Genomic DNA, 15,032 nt, shown 5'->3' with positions numbered 1-15,032 from the left:
CTTCGTAGCCACTCTTTTACTTTGGATTTGTCATATAAGGTTGTACGTGAATGATACATAGGTCACGGAACTTTCCTTCAGCAGTTGTGACAATTACGACTGCTCTACCTGCACTTTTTCCAGTAATCGTTACCGTGTCCCCCTTTGGATACAGTGTGATAACATCAGCATTCATATTCGTCCAAAGAAGTTCTTTATTTGTTGCCTGCATTGGCAAAACGGAAGCTGATAACTCAGTGCTTTGGCCAGTTCTTACTTTTAACTTATTTTTTTCCATATGAACACCGATGACTGAAATAACAGAAGGAGCAATTGTAATTTTAGGTGGATTAGGTTGTATGTTCAAACAAGACGCAGAAGTATTGGTGATAGGTGAAAATTTTCGTGTTTGTTGTTGCTGGAAAGCTGCTAACATATTGGAGTCCCCTTTCTGTATAAGTGCTGATAGTAATACTATAAAGGAGTAGTGTTACGTTTAATTTAACGAAACATAAAGAAATTGTTAAATTCGAGCAGAAGATCGTCGAACTTTGATATAAAGAAAGCTCTGCTGATACGATAACAGCAGAGCTTTCCCTTTATAGATTATGACTATGTTGTTTTTCGAAATTCTCAAATTGCTCTTCAACTTCTTTTGAAGGTTGTGTTAGTAAACTAACAATTACGATAGCTAGTAAACTAATAGCGAAACCTGGAATCATTTCATATAAGAAATCTTTTAAGAATTTGAATTGAGTCCATATAATAACAGTAGCGGCACCAGAAACCATACCAGCAAGCGCGCCCCATTTCGTCATACGTTTCCAATATAAGCTTAATAAAATAGCAGGTCCGAATGAAGAACCGAACCCAGCCCAAGCATATCCAACAAGAGCTAAAATCGTATCATTTTGTTTAAGTGCTAATGCACATCCAATTAAAGCAATAACAAGAACAGCCATACGACCGACAAATACAAGTTCTTTATCAGAAGCATCACGCTTAAAGAATGTTCTATATAAGTCTTCTGTTACTGCACTCGAAGTAACGAGAAGTTGAGAAGAAATTGTACTCATAATAGCTGCTAAAATAGCTGCTAATAAAAATCCAGTAATAAGTGGATGGAATAAAATAGTGCCAAGTTCAACGAAAATCGTTTCTGGATCAGAAAGTTTTAAACCTGCTTTTGAATAGTATGCAATACCGATAAGGCCAGTAAACATAGCTCCAGCAACAGAGAAAATCATCCAGCTCATACCAATACGTCGTGCACTTTTAATTTCTTTTACAGAAGAAATCGCCATAAAGCGTACAATAATATGTGGTTGTCCAACATAACCAAGGCCCCATGCGAATAATGAAATAATTCCTAATACAGAAGTACCTTTAAAAATATCTAATAATGCCGGATCGATAGATTTAATTGTTTCAAATGCTGGACCAAGTCCATTTACGTGCATAATTGTTACGACTGGAACAAGAATAAGAGCGACTACCATAATGATTCCTTGCACGAAGTCTGTCCAACTTACAGCTAAAAATCCACCAAATAATGTGTAAGCTACGACAACTCCACCAACGATAAGAAGACCAACATGGTAATTGAGTCCAAATGAATTTTCGAATAATACAGCACCAGAGACAAATCCTGAAGCTACATAAAACGTGAAAAATATCATAATAACAAGTCCAGATACTAAACGTAGCATATGGGATTTGTCGTGGAAACGGTGTTCCAAAAATTCTGGGATAGTAATAGAGTTATTTGCAATTTCAGAGTAGGTACGTAAGCGAGGAGCGACATAAAGCCAGTTTGCATATGCGCCTAATGTTAGGCCAATCGCAATCCAGCTACTACTTAATCCAACGCTAAACATTGCACCGGGTAAGCCCATTAAAAGCCAACCACTCATATCAGCTGCTCCAGCACTTAATGCTGTTACTGCGGGGCCTAGTGTACGCCCGCCAAGCATATAATCTGTTAAGTTGGATGTTTGCTTATAAGCGAAATAGCCGATAATTAGCATCCCGAGCATGTAAATAGAGATAGAAGTTAAAATTAACATCTGCGTACTCATGTAGTTCCCCTTTCTTTTGTCATGTCTTTTGATGCGTTATGCATATTTATCCCGCATGAACGGGCAGTAAAACTCCCACCTTAAAATTGGATGGGCAAGGAAGTTAGGTGGGAGATCAACTGCCCGTAAATGCCCGATTAGTTCAACTAATAATAAGTGGGGGATGAACAAAACCCCCACTTATTAAAGTTTCACTTTATAATCTATCATGATTATTCTGAAAAATCCATATAGAAATATGAATTTTCAGAAATGTAAGCGTTTTTTGATGTGATTTTACTTTTTTAATATATAATATTCATACAAAAAACCTTATTTTTAATAGAGTATTTATTATATTTACATAAAAAGAGGTTGTTTTGTCAATATAATATTGAAAGGAAAGAAAAATAATTTTTTTAAAAAAGTATTGACTTGTGAAAAAAGTCAGGTCTATAATGAGTGCAACTTAAAAAAATGCAAGCGTTGATGAAGAAGAGTACACATGATGAACATGTCAGAGAGCTGATGGTTGGTGCGAATCAGTATGGAATTGATGTGGAATGGGCTTCGGAGCTTCCAAACCGAAACGAAAGAAGTAGGCTTTGGCGACATGATCTCATCGATACAAGAGACACGTATTGTTTTTGATACGGTAAAGTGCGTTACATTTGTAACGAATTAAGGTGGCACCACGGGAGTACCCGTCCTTTCTATAGGATGAGTACTCCCTTTTTGTGTATAAAAAATTAAATAAATGAAATCGTTTAAGTAAGAAGAGTACGTATATTGGAGACGTTACAGAGAGCCGGGAATAGGTGGGAGCCCGGTACGGTGCCATATACGGAATGGGCTTACGAGAGGTATGCTGAACAATTATTTTCAGTAGGCAACCCGGGTTCCGCCGTTACAAGGATAAGGTATAAATTTTGTACCTGAACAAAGCGGGATGCTTTTGCATCCAACACGAGGTGGTACCGCGGTATATTTATCGTCCTCTACATATTTTCGATATGTAGGGGACTTTTTTATTTTTCAGAGTGAGGTGAAGGACATGATGACGAAAGAAGAATTTATAAAACAAAAAAGAGAGAGAAAGACATTTTTAGTAATCACTGAAGAAGAAGGAGATAGCATTACGCCAATTTCTTTATATAGACGTATGAAAGGGAAGAAGAAATTTTTATTAGAAAGTTCACAGCTTCATCAAGATAAAGGGCGTTATTCTTACTTAGGATGTAATCCTTATGGAGAGGTGACAAGCGTTGGTACGGAAGTAGAAAGAATGATATATGGGCAAACAGAAAAGTTAAAAGGTAACGTACTACAAGTGTTAGAAGAAGTAATCGCATCATCACAAGTAGATAGCCCATTTCCATTTTGCGGAGGAGCAGTTGGTTATATTGGATATGATGTCATTCGGCAGTATGAAAACATTGGAGCGGATTTACACGACCCATTAAATATTCCGGAAGTACACCTTTTACTATATCGTGAGTTTATCGTTTACGATCATTTACGCCAAAAGTTGTCGTTTGTATATGTATGCAGGGAAGATGATTCAGCAGATTATGAGGAAGTATACGAAAGGCTACGAGTATACAAAGAGGAAGTGCTACAAGGAGAAGAAGCTGAAGTAAATGCAATACAATCCACATTATCATTCACTTCTTCTATAACGGAAAAAGAGTTTTGTGAGATGGTAGAAATGGCGAAAGAACATATAAGAGCTGGGGACATATTCCAAGTCGTACTGTCACAGCGTTTGCAAAGTGAATGTATTGGTGATCCATTCGCGTTATACCGAAAACTTCGAATTGCAAATCCATCACCATATATGTTCTATATCGATTTTCAAGATTATGTTGTACTCGGTTCTTCACCGGAAAGTTTGCTATCAGTAAGGGAGAATAAAGTGATGACGAATCCAATTGCTGGTACGAGGCCGAGGGGGAAAACGAAGAGGGAAGATGAGGAAATCGAAAAAGAACTGTTGGAAGATGAGAAAGAACGAGCGGAGCATATGATGCTTGTAGATCTTGGGCGAAATGATATTGGCAGAGTGAGTGAAATTGGATCCGTGACGATAGATAAATATATGAAAGTAGAAAAATATTCTCACGTTATGCACATTGTATCTGAAGTTTACGGAACATTGCGAAAACAAACGAGCGGATTTGATGCGTTAGCGTATTGCTTACCAGCAGGGACAGTTTCTGGGGCTCCGAAAATTAGAGCGATGGAAATTATAAATGAGCTAGAGAATGAAAAAAGAAACGTATACGCCGGAGCAGTTGGATACGTTAGTTTTTCAGGGAATCTTGATATGGCACTTGCCATTCGAACGATGGTCGTAAAGGATGAAAAAGCATACGTTCAGGCCGGAGCAGGAGTCGTTTACGATTCAGATCCAGTAGCTGAATATGAAGAAACATTAAATAAAGCGAGAGCGCTATTGGAGGTAATGAAATGATTGTACTAATTGATAATTATGATTCATTTACTTATAACTTGTATCAACTGTTAGGTGAATACGAAGAAGATATTGTAGTCGTAAGAAATGATCAAATAACGATAGAACAGCTAGAAGAGATGAATCCAACAGGAATTGTGCTTTCACCAGGACCAGGAAAACCAGAGGATGCTGGTATTTGTATCGAAGTGATTCGTCATTTTTATAAGAACGTTCCCATATTAGGGATTTGTCTTGGCCACCAAGCGATCATAGCCGCATTTGGAGGAGACATTGTTAGAGCAGAACGTATTAAACACGGAAAAACATCGCGTGTGAAACATAACGGAACGTCAATCTTTTCATACGTTACACAGCCGCTGACGGCGATGCGCTATCATTCCCTTGTTGCAGAGCAAACGAGCTTGCCAGATTGTTTTGACATATTAGCGACAGCGATGGACGACGGAGAAATAATGGCAGTCCGTCACAATTATTATCCGCTCTTCGGATTACAGTTTCATCCGGAATCAATCGCAACAGAAGAAGGCGGAAAGTTAATACGTGCCTTTTTAACAGAAGTAAAAGAGGAGGAAAGAGTATGAATAACTATCTTCGTAAATTAGTGGAGGGTCAACATTTAACAGAAGAGGAAATGTATAAAGCAGGACTACTTTTATTAAGTGAAAACATATTAGAAAGTGAAATTGCAGCTTTCTTAGTCTTACTGAAAGCGAAAGGTGAAACTGCAGAAGAAATATACGGTCTCGTTCGAGCTCTTCGCGAAAAGGCATTGCCGTTTTCGAACCATATACAAGGAGCAATGGACAATTGCGGGACGGGTGGTGACGGTGCTCAAACGTTTAATATTAGCACAACATCAGCATTCGTACTGGCAGGAGCAGGTGTAAAGGTTGCAAAACATGGTAATCGTGCCGTTTCTAGTAAAACAGGAAGTGCAGACTTATTAGAAGAACTAGGTGTAAATATTAGTAGTACGCCAAACGAGATTGATTATTTACTAGAGCATGTGGGCATTGCCTTCTTATTTGCACCAGCAATGCATCCAGCACTAAGGCGCATTATGAAAATAAGAAAAGAGTTAAACGTGCCGACAATCTTTAATTTAATTGGTCCTTTAACAAATCCAGTGAATTTAGAAACACAATTTGTCGGTATTTATAAACGAGATATGTTATTACCAGTTGCACAAGTATTACAAAAGTTAGGCCGGAAACAAGCGCTTGTCGTAAATGGAAGTGGTTTTTTAGATGAAGCGTCATTACAAGGGGAAAATCAAGTAGTCCTTTTAAAAGATAATGAAATAGTAGAAATGAATATTGATCCAGAAAATTATGGTTTTTCAAGAGTGAAAAATGAAGAAATTAGAGGGGGGAATTCACAAGAAAATGCAAAGATTACAGTCGGCGTATTGAGTGGAGAAAAGAGTGTTTACCGCGATACAGTGTTATTAAATGCAGGTCTAGCCCTTTTTGCAAATGGAAAAACAGAAACGATTGAAGAAGGAATTAAACTAGCAACACATAGCATTGACTCTGGAAAAGCATTAACCAAATTAAACTTATTAATTGCAGCAAGCAACGAAAAATTAGAAAGGGTGAACTAAAGTGGGGACGATTTTAGATAAAATTGTAGAACAGAAGAAAAAGGAAGTTGCGGAGTTATATGAAACGTATACACCAGTCAAAACAAAAAGAAAGACACATTCACTTGTAGAAGCGTTACAGCAGTTTACTGTCATTGCAGAAGTAAAGCGAGCATCACCATCAAAAGGAGATATCAATTTACACGTTGACGTACGAAAACAAGTGGGAACATATGAAGACTGCGGGGCAGGAGCAGTATCTGTTTTAACAGATGGTCAATTTTTTAAAGGATCGTTTCACGATTTACAAACAGCAAGAGAAGAAAGTAACATTCCGCTTTTATGTAAAGATTTCATAATCGATAAGATTCAAATCGATAGAGCGTATGAAACGGGAGCAGATATTATTTTACTAATCGTAGCAGCGTTAACGAAAGAAAAGTTAAAAGAGTTGTATAGCTACGTGTTAGAAAAAGGATTGGAAGCGATTGTTGAAGTTCATGATGAACAGGAATTAGAAACTGCGATCCAACTAAATCCACATGTTATTGGCATTAATAATCGTAATTTAAAAACGTTCGAAGTAGATTTAAGCCAAACTGAAAAGTTAGGAAAACGATTGAATGAGGAGAAATTACTTTGGATTAGTGAAAGTGGCATTCATTCAAAAGAAGATATTACCCGCGTTAAAAGAGCTGGAGCAAAAGGTGTATTAGTTGGAGAGGCACTTATGACATCATCTTCTATTAGTAGCTTTTTTGAAGATTGTAAGGTGAATATATGAAAGTGAAAATTTGTGGTATTACTGATGTTGAAACAGCAAAATGTGCTTGCGAATACGGAGCAGATGCAATCGGATTTGTTTTTGCAGAAAGTAAGCGGAAAATTACTCTGGGGCTAGCGAAAGAAATTATTGGGGAGCTTCCAGCACACGTATTAAAAATCGGGGTTTTCGTAAATGAATCAGTTGAAGTGATTCAGAAGATTGCAGATGAGTGCGGGTTAACGCATGTGCAACTACATGGGGATGAAGAGAATCATCAAATTAGAAGATTGAATATTCCGTCTATAAAATCGCTAGGAGTAACTTCAGAGAGTGATATGAAAAGCGCTCAAGCATATGAAACGGATTATATATTGTTTGATAGCCCGAAAGAAAAGTTTCATGGAGGAAATGGAAAGACATTTTCATGGGAATTACTTGAGCATATGCCAAAAGAGTTGCGAAAGAAAACGATATTAGCTGGTGGATTAAACATCCTTAACATAGAAGAAGCAATTCGAACTGTTCGGCCATATATGGTCGATGTAAGTAGCGGAGTAGAGACAGAAGGAAAGAAAGATCTAAAGAAAATAAAACAATTTATTATAAAATCGAAGGAGTGTTCCAAATGAACTACGCATATCCAGATGAAAAAGGTCACTACGGTATATACGGAGGACGATACGTTCCAGAAACGTTAATGCAATCTGTATTAGAACTAGAAGAAGCATATAAAGAAGCGATGCAAGATGAAGCGTTTCAAAAGGAATTAAATCATTATTTAAAAACGTACGTTGGAAGGGAAACACCGCTTTATTTCGCTGAAAATATGACGAAGTATTGCGGTGGTGCAAAGATTTATTTAAAACGTGAAGATTTGAACCATACAGGAGCTCATAAAATTAACAATACAATCGGTCAGGCACTACTTGCAGTACGAATGGGCAAGAAAAAAGTTGTCGCTGAAACAGGAGCAGGACAACACGGAGTGGCAACTGCTACTGTATGTGCCCTACTCGGATTAGAATGCGTCATCTTTATGGGAGAGGAAGATGTGAGACGTCAAAAATTAAATGTGTTCCGAATGGAATTACTCGGAGCGAAAGTAGAAAGTGTAGCGGCAGGTAGCGGCACATTAAAAGATGCAGTGAACGAGGCGCTTCGCTACTGGGTTTCACACGTGCACGATACACACTACATTATGGGATCCGTTCTCGGGCCACATCCATTCCCGCAAATTGTCCGTGATTTCCAAAGTGTAATTGGAAATGAAACGAAAAAACAATATGAGGCGTTAGAAGGAAAGTTACCAGAAGCAGTCGTTGCTTGTATTGGCGGTGGTAGTAATGCGATGGGCATGTTTTATCCGTTCGTACACGATGAAGAGGTCGCTCTTTACGGCGTAGAAGCAGCAGGGAAAGGCGTTCATACAGAAAAGCATGCAGCAACTTTAACGAAAGGAAGCGTCGGTGTTTTACACGGATCAATGATGTATCTTCTGCAAAACGAAGAAGGGCAAATTCAAGAAGCGCACTCTATTTCAGCAGGACTCGATTATCCAGGTGTTGGTCCAGAACATAGCTTGCTAAAAGATATTGGCCGCGTTTCTTATCATTCAATTACTGATGATGAAGCGTTAGAAGCATTTCAATTATTAACGAAAAAAGAAGGAATTATTCCGGCTTTAGAAAGCTCACATGCTGTCGCATATGCATTAAAATTAGCGCCGCAAATGAAGAAAGACGAAGGACTTGTCATTTGCTTATCAGGCCGCGGTGATAAAGATGTAGAGAGTATAAAACGTTATATGGAAGAGGTGTGAAAAATGGGAGTAGAAAAAATTAAAGCAGCGTTTGAAAATGGTAAGAAAGCATTTATTCCGTACGTAATGGGCGGAGATGGTGGACTTGAGAAATTAAAAGAAAGAATTCGTTTTCTAGACGAAGCAGGAGCAAGCATCGTTGAAATTGGTATCCCGTTTTCAGATCCAGTTGCAGATGGCCCAACGATTCAAAGAGCAGGGAAGCGAGCGCTAGATAGCGGTATAACAGTAAAAGGAATTTTTCAAGCATTAATAGAGGTAAGGGAAGAAGTGCAAATTCCGTTTGTACTCATGACATATTTAAATCCAGTACTCGCATTTGGAAAAGAACGATTCATCGAAAACTGCATAGAAGCAGGTGTAGACGGCATCATCATTCCAGACTTACCATATGAAGAACAAAATATTATTGCGCCGTTACTTCGAGAGGCAAACATTGCGCTAATTCCACTCGTTACCGTAACGAGCCCAATTGAGCGAATCGAAAAAATTACGAGTGAATCAGAAGGATTCGTTTATGCTGTTACAGTAGCGGGCGTAACGGGAGTACGTCAAAACTTTAAAGAGGAGATTCATAGTTACTTAGAAAAAGTAAAATCACACGTCAACTTACCAGTAGTCGCTGGATTCGGCATTTCAACAAAAGAACATATAGAAGAAATGGTTACAATATGTGACGGTGTTGTCGTTGGAAGTAAAGTGATTGAGCTGTTAGAAAATGAAAAACGAGAAGAAATATGTGAATTAATACAGGCAACAAAACAAAAAGAAGAGGCGTAGTCTCTTCTTTTTGTTTTGCGTAATAAATGTTAAAATATACAGAAAATACATATAATTTAGAGGGTGAGAAGACATGCTAAGACGGAAATTACTATATCTTCTTTTAACTGTACCACTATACGCTTGGCTCATTAGCATGACGAAAATAGAGTTGATGGCTCTATTTTTAGGATATGTATTTATCTTTTCCAACTTAAATCGCATTCAAGTACAGTCTATTTTAGAAATATGTCTATTTTCAATTAGTATAGAATTATTTAGTATCGTTTCGATTGTATTATTAAACGAATTATTTCTACGGATTCATTCATTTACATTAATGAAATTTTGGAATATTGTATTGCAAGCAATATGTACTTACATTGTGTTTGTTGTGTTGAAAAAAATAATCGGACAGCAGACAGTTTTTCAGGATAATAGAAAATGGGAGTGAATGAAAAGGGGCTGTTTGGCTCCTTTTTTAAATCTGTTTTAAAAACAATTGAAAATCACAACATCTGTTATATAATAGTTAAAAATTGTATTTTAAACGAAATGAGATGATAACATGGCCATATTGTTGGCACTTATCCCAATTATGATGATTTTCATTTGTTTATTTTTATTTAAACAAACGTCATTAAGGTCTTCGTTAATTTCTTATGCTGTATGTGTTGGAATCGTTTTACTCTCGTCAACGTTTCAATTAGGGATAAGTGAAACTGTGCACGCAACGATTAAAGGATGGTTAATTTGTTTTATTGTCGGGTACGTTTTATTTTTCGGTATTTTTTTATTTCACCTCATGAACAAAATGGGATACATCGATCAAGTAGCACGTTTTTTAGAAGAAATCACACATGATCGCTTATTACAAATGCTGCTTATGTGTTTTGGCATTTGTCCGCTTATTGAATCAGTAAGTGGATTTGGTATTGGATTCATGGTTGCAGCACCTATTTTTCTTTCGCTAGGCTATAAACCATTTCAAGCTGTACTGCTCTCATTCATCGGCTTACTAGCTAGTTCATGGGGCGCAATGGCAACGGGTACGATTATCGGTTCGCAGCTAATAAATATGCCTCTTACAACACTTGGTACAAATACAGCGCTATTAAGTATTCCGATGTTTGCTTACTTCGTTATTCTTTCTTTACACGTTGTTGGCGGCTGGCAAGCGGTTATAGAAAAGTGGAAAGAAGGAGTAGGGTTCTTTCTATTATTTTCTCTCGGAATCTATCTTTCTAATGCGTACGTAAGTGTTGAACTAGCCGGGATATTAAGTTCTATCGTTACGATTACATTTGGCTTTCTTATCATTAAATTAAAAGGAAAAAGTGGGCAAAATCTTATAACAGAACATGCGGCTGCAACGGAGAGAGAAGTATCCATTATAAAAATTATTAGCCCTTATATATTTCTAACAGTTTGTATTTTACTTTCTCGCCTCGTTCCAGCATTACATGATTTGTTCAGATCATATGCGGTTCTTGATTTGAAATCATACTCTTACAAACTAGAGTTACTATATTCACCAGGATTTTGGCTCGGTATGACTTGCTTATTTACTATTATTTTCTTCCGCATCCCGTCTAATATTATTAAACAATCATTCTCACAAACGATCAAACAATGGATTCCATTTGCTATTACGACGACAATGTTTATCGCCATTTCAGAACTAATGGGTGCATCTGGCATGCATTCATTACTTGCAAAGACAGCTGGTGAAACATTTGGAACCTTTTTCGTTTTCGTAGCTCCGTTTATTGGCGCTATTGGTGGATTTTTAACAGGTAGTAACGCAGGATCAAATGCAATGTTTATAAAACTACAAATGCAAACCGCACAAAACGTAGCACTCCCGTGGCAATACGTCACAACACTGCAAAACACCGCATCATCAGTGGCGACAATCGCTTGCCCGTCACGGATTACACTAGGTGCGTACTTATGTAATATCCCGTATCGTGAAAATGAACTATTAAAGAAGACGACGTTAATGATCTTTGGTGCGGTTTTACTTGTAGTGGTAGAGGTTATTGTTTGGTATATGTTGAGAAATTAAAAATCCTGCTAACATAGGAGGATTTTTTTTATGATTGGATAATGTTTTAAATATGTAAAGCTTCTACTAAATGAATAGGAGATGAAATGTATGCCCCTAAAAAACTACGGTGTGTTAAAAGGTACAGTTATACAATCAAAGATTGGAAAAGGGAAAACACCTCATTATCAAGTTCATTTACAGGGAGAGACAGGAGTAGATTATCGTATTGCAATTAACGTAAAATCGCAAAGTTATCCGTCAGAAGTTTTATATTTTGCGAGTAACAATATTAAGTCAGAGGCGATTCATATTTTACCGACATTACCATTCGGTTTTACAGAAATAAAAAACAATGAACCGAAAGTAGCTTTAGATTATGTAAGAGGAAATCTATTTGACTCAAATCAAATGATTCCTTTGCCTCCCGAAAAAGCAGGAGCAGATAATGATTTAAATGAAAAAATAGAGCGTTATATAAAACGAGCGGTAGAAGAAAAAGCAATTATTTATGCGTTCGGTGAAAGATGGGGACCAGAAGAAAATACACCTGATTCTTACTTTCATTTCGAGCCAGGAAACGGTATACACGATATTCATATGAATCAAGGGAATGTAGAGAAATGGAAAGGTGATAATGGTATATGGCAAGACGGGGGAATACTTATTCACTTTGAAAAGGAAGAAGAATGGATCGGTATTTTTCTTGCCTTCCAATCACAGTCATGGTGTACCGATGAAGAAGGACATGCTCGTGTTCCGGTTGAGCATTGTGATTATAAGAACAATAAGTGATGAGAAGAGCTAGTTCGTAATGAACTAGCTCTTCTCATTGTAAACAACATGAATGGTATATAGTGGTAAGATTATGTATGCAATATTAAAAATCGTGATAGAGTTATTGATTTTTATTCGTATTAGAAAGTAGGTATCAATTAGCAGTACAAGGAGGTCTAGCTTTGAAGATAACGGAAGAAAATGTTGTGCAACAAATAAAAAAACGTAATGAGAAAAGCATTACGTTTATTATTCAAACATACGGCAGTTTACTCAGCGCTATCATTAAAAGATATGTACAGAGTAATCAACAAGATTATGAAGAATGTTTAGATGATGTATTACTAGCTATCTGGTTTCATATCGACTCATTCGATCCAAGTAAAAATACGTTTAAACAATGGATAGCAGCCATTGCTAAATATCGAGCAATTGATTATCAGCGGAAAAATACGAGAAATCGGCAACAAACTGTCTGTACGGAGATTAATGATCGTCTGTATCAAGAACAAAGAAGACAAAACGATTTCTTAGACGTACAAGAATTGCTCAGTGAACTGTCAGCAACGGAGCGGAACATTTTTGAAAAGTATTATCTAGAAGGTGTACCGTCTCGTGAAATTGCATCTCACCTTAATGTGAAAGAGTCATGGATTCATAACAAACTGTCACGTGGAAGAAAAAAGCTCAAACAGATTTTTATTTTTAAAAATGGAGTGTGAGGGCATGTCTATTTATAAAGAGTTAAATGATATTCAGCTGGACATCACAGAGTTTGAAGAGATTCCCTTAACCAAAGTAGAGGAAAAGAAGTGGGGAAAACGTGTGAAAAATAAGCTCCGGAAAAACAAACAGTCAAAAAAATGGTTCGGAGTTGCAGCAGCTTGCATGTTAATCGTCAGTATTACAGTCCCACTTGGACAATCTTCTTTAGCAAATACTCCATTTATTGCTGGATTGATTGAAAAATATCTTGATGAACAGCAACCGCGTGACTATTCTCCCTATAAAACAGCTATTGGAAAAACTGCTGAAAATAAATACGGTAAACTGACTTTAAACGAGGTACTAGTTGATGATAATAAACTACTCATCAGTTCAACATTTGAGCCAGCGAAGGGTGTGGAATTTGATTATCAAACATATTTAATCCCACAGGTACGAATAAATGGCCGTGACTTTTCTAGTACAAAGGATGCACAATCAATTGAAGTAAATCATTCTATGTATACAATCTACGGTGGTGTCGAGTTAAGTGAAATGCCAAAAACTGACGAACTTCAAATCGAAATTACTTATGATACATTCAACAGGGATACTGTAATTGAGCAACCATGGATATTTAATATTGAAGTATCGCAAGCTCAGTTGATGAAAGAGAAGCAGACGTTTGATTTAAATGAAACAATTGTTTTATCCGATGGCAATAAAGTAAATGTTAAAAAAGTAGTTTCAACGCCGATTTCTACAACAATTTATTATGATGTAACACAAAGTACAAATGAAGATATTTATTTTAAAATTGAATCAGAATCTGGAAAAACATATATATGTAAAGAGGCATTTGCATCGAATAAAGAAGGAGACATTTCTTTTAGTAGATTCGATGGAATTAATGTATCGGTAGGAAAATATTTACTTGTACCGTATTCGGGGAAAGAAAACGAAGTAATTGGGCCATCTATTCCAATTCAATAACTTATTAAATCGGATAAATAGTCATCTGAAAATAGAAGAGAGCGTTCAAAACGAACGCCCTCCTCTTATTTTATAAAATCCAAAACTAACAAGTGTAGAAATACAAGAAAATAGTAGTGCCACACTAGAAAACGCAATGAGATACATATTATACTTCATCATTTTGCCAATTAAATGGTTACTGTCGTACTGAAATAGTCCTGCTATTATGTTGAATAAAAATAACACGATAAACATGACGATAACACCGTCTATTGATCCTTTAATATCTGGTTTACTTAAAGCGATATGTGCAGAAATACAAATGGCGATAAATAAAAATAACCAAAAAGAAGGATTTAATAAATTACTTATTGTAAATAAGCTTTTTAATAATACAAACGTCGATAAGAGCATGTTTTGAACCATTTCTACATTAATAGAAGTAGAAGCGATTGTTTTTTCGAGAGTTGTATTAAATAAGAAATATGAATTTGGTACGAAATAGCGCATTAAAAGGATTAACGCAGTAATACCGGAAATAATAGGACCGATTCCAATGAAGAAGTTCCCAATTCGTTGATATACACTTTTTTGATTGTATTGATGTTGTACGTAGCCTAAAGCACCTTGACTTGTATCTGTTGGGAAAAACTGTGTTGCTACAATTTTATGACGAAATAGTACACACATAATGGCATGTCCAAGTTCGTGAATAGGAACACCAATCCATGCAGTCAAAAGGAAGCCTTTTCTTCCGAAAGCCCTCGACCAATACATGCGTGTGAGAGATTCTAAATAGCCTAATAGAAATCCAATTACAATGATAACGCCAATTAAGGAAAATAATTGGATTACGCTTGTAAGGAGTATTTGAAAAATTGAGTTTACCAATTCCATTGTCTTTCATCCAATCTGTTAAAAATGTTATTTGTTCTGTTTCATAATAGCATTATTTTTCAAGATTGCTAGCATATATAATTTCTTTTGAAAGAAGGATTTCAGAATCTTTTTCTTGTAGTCATGTTTTATGTACAAAGTCATATATTGAATTTGTAACACCCTATATGGTATATGCTTAAGGAGGGATGAG

The 15,032-nt window shown here is 36.5% G+C and carries 15 protein-coding genes and 2 other annotated features; of the genes, 12 read left to right on the top strand and 3 right to left on the bottom strand.

Annotation, left to right across the window (positions count from 1 at the left end):
• Nucleotides 1-16: 16 nt before the first annotated feature.
• Together ACYFX0_RS07960 and putP are read right to left on the bottom strand one after the other, a co-directional pair.
• Nucleotides 17-415, bottom strand: coding sequence for an Ig-like domain-containing protein (locus ACYFX0_RS07960; protein WP_000878727.1), 399 nt, complete (start codon nt 413-415; stop codon nt 17-19).
• A gap of 163 nt (nt 416-578) precedes the next feature.
• Entirely contained in the window at nt 579-2,057 is a 1,479-nt protein-coding gene (gene putP / locus ACYFX0_RS07955; RefSeq protein ID WP_000107191.1) for a sodium/proline symporter PutP, read from the bottom strand.
• A gap of 456 nt (nt 2,058-2,513) precedes the next feature.
• Nucleotides 2,514-2,751 (top strand) — a binding site (T-box leader).
• Between the two features lie 42 nt (nt 2,752-2,793).
• Nucleotides 2,794-3,038: a binding site (T-box leader), on the top strand.
• 52 nt (nt 3,039-3,090) lie between these two features.
• Here putP and trpE point away from each other — a divergent pair.
• From trpE to ACYFX0_RS07895, 12 genes are all read left to right on the top strand, one after another.
• On the top strand, nt 3,091-4,509 hold the full coding sequence (trpE, locus tag ACYFX0_RS07950) for an anthranilate synthase component I (RefSeq protein ID WP_002083083.1): 1,419 nt from the start codon (nt 3,091-3,093) through the stop codon (nt 4,507-4,509).
• On the top strand, nt 4,506-5,093 hold the full coding sequence (locus ACYFX0_RS07945) for an aminodeoxychorismate/anthranilate synthase component II (protein ID WP_000636336.1): 588 nt from the start codon (nt 4,506-4,508) through the stop codon (nt 5,091-5,093). The genes trpE and ACYFX0_RS07945 overlap by 4 nt, the downstream gene beginning before the upstream one ends.
• Nucleotides 5,090-6,115, top strand: coding sequence for an anthranilate phosphoribosyltransferase (trpD, locus tag ACYFX0_RS07940; protein ID WP_001067363.1), 1,026 nt, complete (start codon nt 5,090-5,092; stop codon nt 6,113-6,115). Before ACYFX0_RS07945 ends, trpD begins: the two co-directional genes overlap by 4 nt.
• 1 nt (nt 6,116) lies before the next feature.
• On the top strand, nt 6,117-6,878 hold the full coding sequence (gene trpC, locus ACYFX0_RS07935; RefSeq protein ID WP_000536711.1) for an indole-3-glycerol phosphate synthase TrpC: 762 nt from the start codon (nt 6,117-6,119) through the stop codon (nt 6,876-6,878).
• Nucleotides 6,875-7,489, top strand: coding sequence for a phosphoribosylanthranilate isomerase (locus ACYFX0_RS07930; protein WP_000865127.1), 615 nt, complete (start codon nt 6,875-6,877; stop codon nt 7,487-7,489). Before trpC ends, ACYFX0_RS07930 begins: the two co-directional genes overlap by 4 nt.
• On the top strand, nt 7,486-8,679 hold the full coding sequence (trpB, locus tag ACYFX0_RS07925; protein ID WP_001105026.1) for a tryptophan synthase subunit beta: 1,194 nt from the start codon (nt 7,486-7,488) through the stop codon (nt 8,677-8,679). The genes ACYFX0_RS07930 and trpB overlap by 4 nt, the downstream gene beginning before the upstream one ends.
• 3 nt (nt 8,680-8,682) lie before the next feature.
• Entirely contained in the window at nt 8,683-9,459 is a 777-nt protein-coding gene (gene trpA / locus ACYFX0_RS07920) for a tryptophan synthase subunit alpha (RefSeq protein WP_106103635.1), read from the top strand.
• Between the two features lie 73 nt (nt 9,460-9,532).
• Nucleotides 9,533-9,892, top strand: a complete 360-nt coding sequence (locus ACYFX0_RS07915) for a DUF4029 domain-containing protein (RefSeq protein ID WP_106103636.1) — start codon at nt 9,533-9,535, stop codon at nt 9,890-9,892.
• A 114-nt stretch (nt 9,893-10,006) separates the two neighbouring features.
• Nucleotides 10,007-11,506 (top strand): L-lactate permease, encoded by a 1,500-nt coding sequence (locus ACYFX0_RS07910; RefSeq protein WP_106103637.1) that lies wholly within the window; start codon nt 10,007-10,009, stop codon nt 11,504-11,506.
• Nucleotides 11,507-11,596: 90 nt separating this feature from the next.
• The gene (locus ACYFX0_RS07905; RefSeq protein ID WP_106103638.1) at nt 11,597-12,280 is read left to right on the top strand and encodes a DUF2278 family protein; all 684 of its coding nucleotides are present in this window, start codon (nt 11,597-11,599) and stop codon (nt 12,278-12,280) included.
• A gap of 164 nt (nt 12,281-12,444) precedes the next feature.
• Nucleotides 12,445-12,984 (top strand): sigma-70 family RNA polymerase sigma factor, encoded by a 540-nt coding sequence (locus ACYFX0_RS07900; protein WP_087984762.1) that lies wholly within the window; start codon nt 12,445-12,447, stop codon nt 12,982-12,984.
• A 4-nt stretch (nt 12,985-12,988) separates the two neighbouring features.
• Nucleotides 12,989-13,960, top strand: a complete 972-nt coding sequence (locus ACYFX0_RS07895) for a DUF4179 domain-containing protein (RefSeq protein ID WP_106103639.1) — start codon at nt 12,989-12,991, stop codon at nt 13,958-13,960.
• 45 nt (nt 13,961-14,005) lie between these two features.
• Here ACYFX0_RS07895 and ACYFX0_RS07890 read toward each other — a convergent pair whose 3' ends face one another.
• Nucleotides 14,006-14,839 carry a hypothetical protein gene (locus tag ACYFX0_RS07890; RefSeq protein ID WP_087984764.1) on the bottom strand — a complete coding sequence of 278 codons (834 nt, stop codon included), beginning with the start codon at nt 14,837-14,839 and terminating at the stop codon, nt 14,006-14,008.
• Nucleotides 14,840-15,032 lie beyond the last annotated feature (193 nt).

Source organism: Bacillus sp. NEAU-Y102 (assembly GCF_054788175.1).
This window is presented reverse-complemented; position numbering and strand designations above follow the sequence as displayed.

Excerpts from the sequence above, each read along its gene's own strand:
- ACYFX0_RS07930 (WP_000865127.1), top strand. The coding sequence starts at position 6,875 with ATGAAAGTGAAAATTTGTGGTATTACTGATGTTGAAACAGCAAAATGT.
- putP (WP_000107191.1), bottom strand. The coding sequence starts at position 2,057 with ATGAGTACGCAGATGTTAATTTTAACTTCTATCTCTATTTACATGCTC.
- trpB (WP_001105026.1), top strand. The coding sequence starts at position 7,486 with ATGAACTACGCATATCCAGATGAAAAAGGTCACTACGGTATATACGGA.
- ACYFX0_RS07960 (WP_000878727.1), bottom strand. The coding sequence starts at position 415 with ATGTTAGCAGCTTTCCAGCAACAACAAACACGAAAATTTTCACCTATC.
- trpA (WP_106103635.1), top strand. The coding sequence starts at position 8,683 with ATGGGAGTAGAAAAAATTAAAGCAGCGTTTGAAAATGGTAAGAAAGCA.
- trpE (WP_002083083.1), top strand. The coding sequence starts at position 3,091 with ATGATGACGAAAGAAGAATTTATAAAACAAAAAAGAGAGAGAAAGACA.
- ACYFX0_RS07895 (WP_106103639.1), top strand. The coding sequence starts at position 12,989 with ATGTCTATTTATAAAGAGTTAAATGATATTCAGCTGGACATCACAGAG.
- ACYFX0_RS07915 (WP_106103636.1), top strand. The coding sequence starts at position 9,533 with ATGCTAAGACGGAAATTACTATATCTTCTTTTAACTGTACCACTATAC.
- ACYFX0_RS07890 (WP_087984764.1), bottom strand. The coding sequence starts at position 14,839 with ATGGAATTGGTAAACTCAATTTTTCAAATACTCCTTACAAGCGTAATC.
- ACYFX0_RS07905 (WP_106103638.1), top strand. The coding sequence starts at position 11,597 with ATGCCCCTAAAAAACTACGGTGTGTTAAAAGGTACAGTTATACAATCA.
- trpD (WP_001067363.1), top strand. The coding sequence starts at position 5,090 with ATGAATAACTATCTTCGTAAATTAGTGGAGGGTCAACATTTAACAGAA.
- ACYFX0_RS07945 (WP_000636336.1), top strand. The coding sequence starts at position 4,506 with ATGATTGTACTAATTGATAATTATGATTCATTTACTTATAACTTGTAT.
- ACYFX0_RS07910 (WP_106103637.1), top strand. The coding sequence starts at position 10,007 with ATGGCCATATTGTTGGCACTTATCCCAATTATGATGATTTTCATTTGT.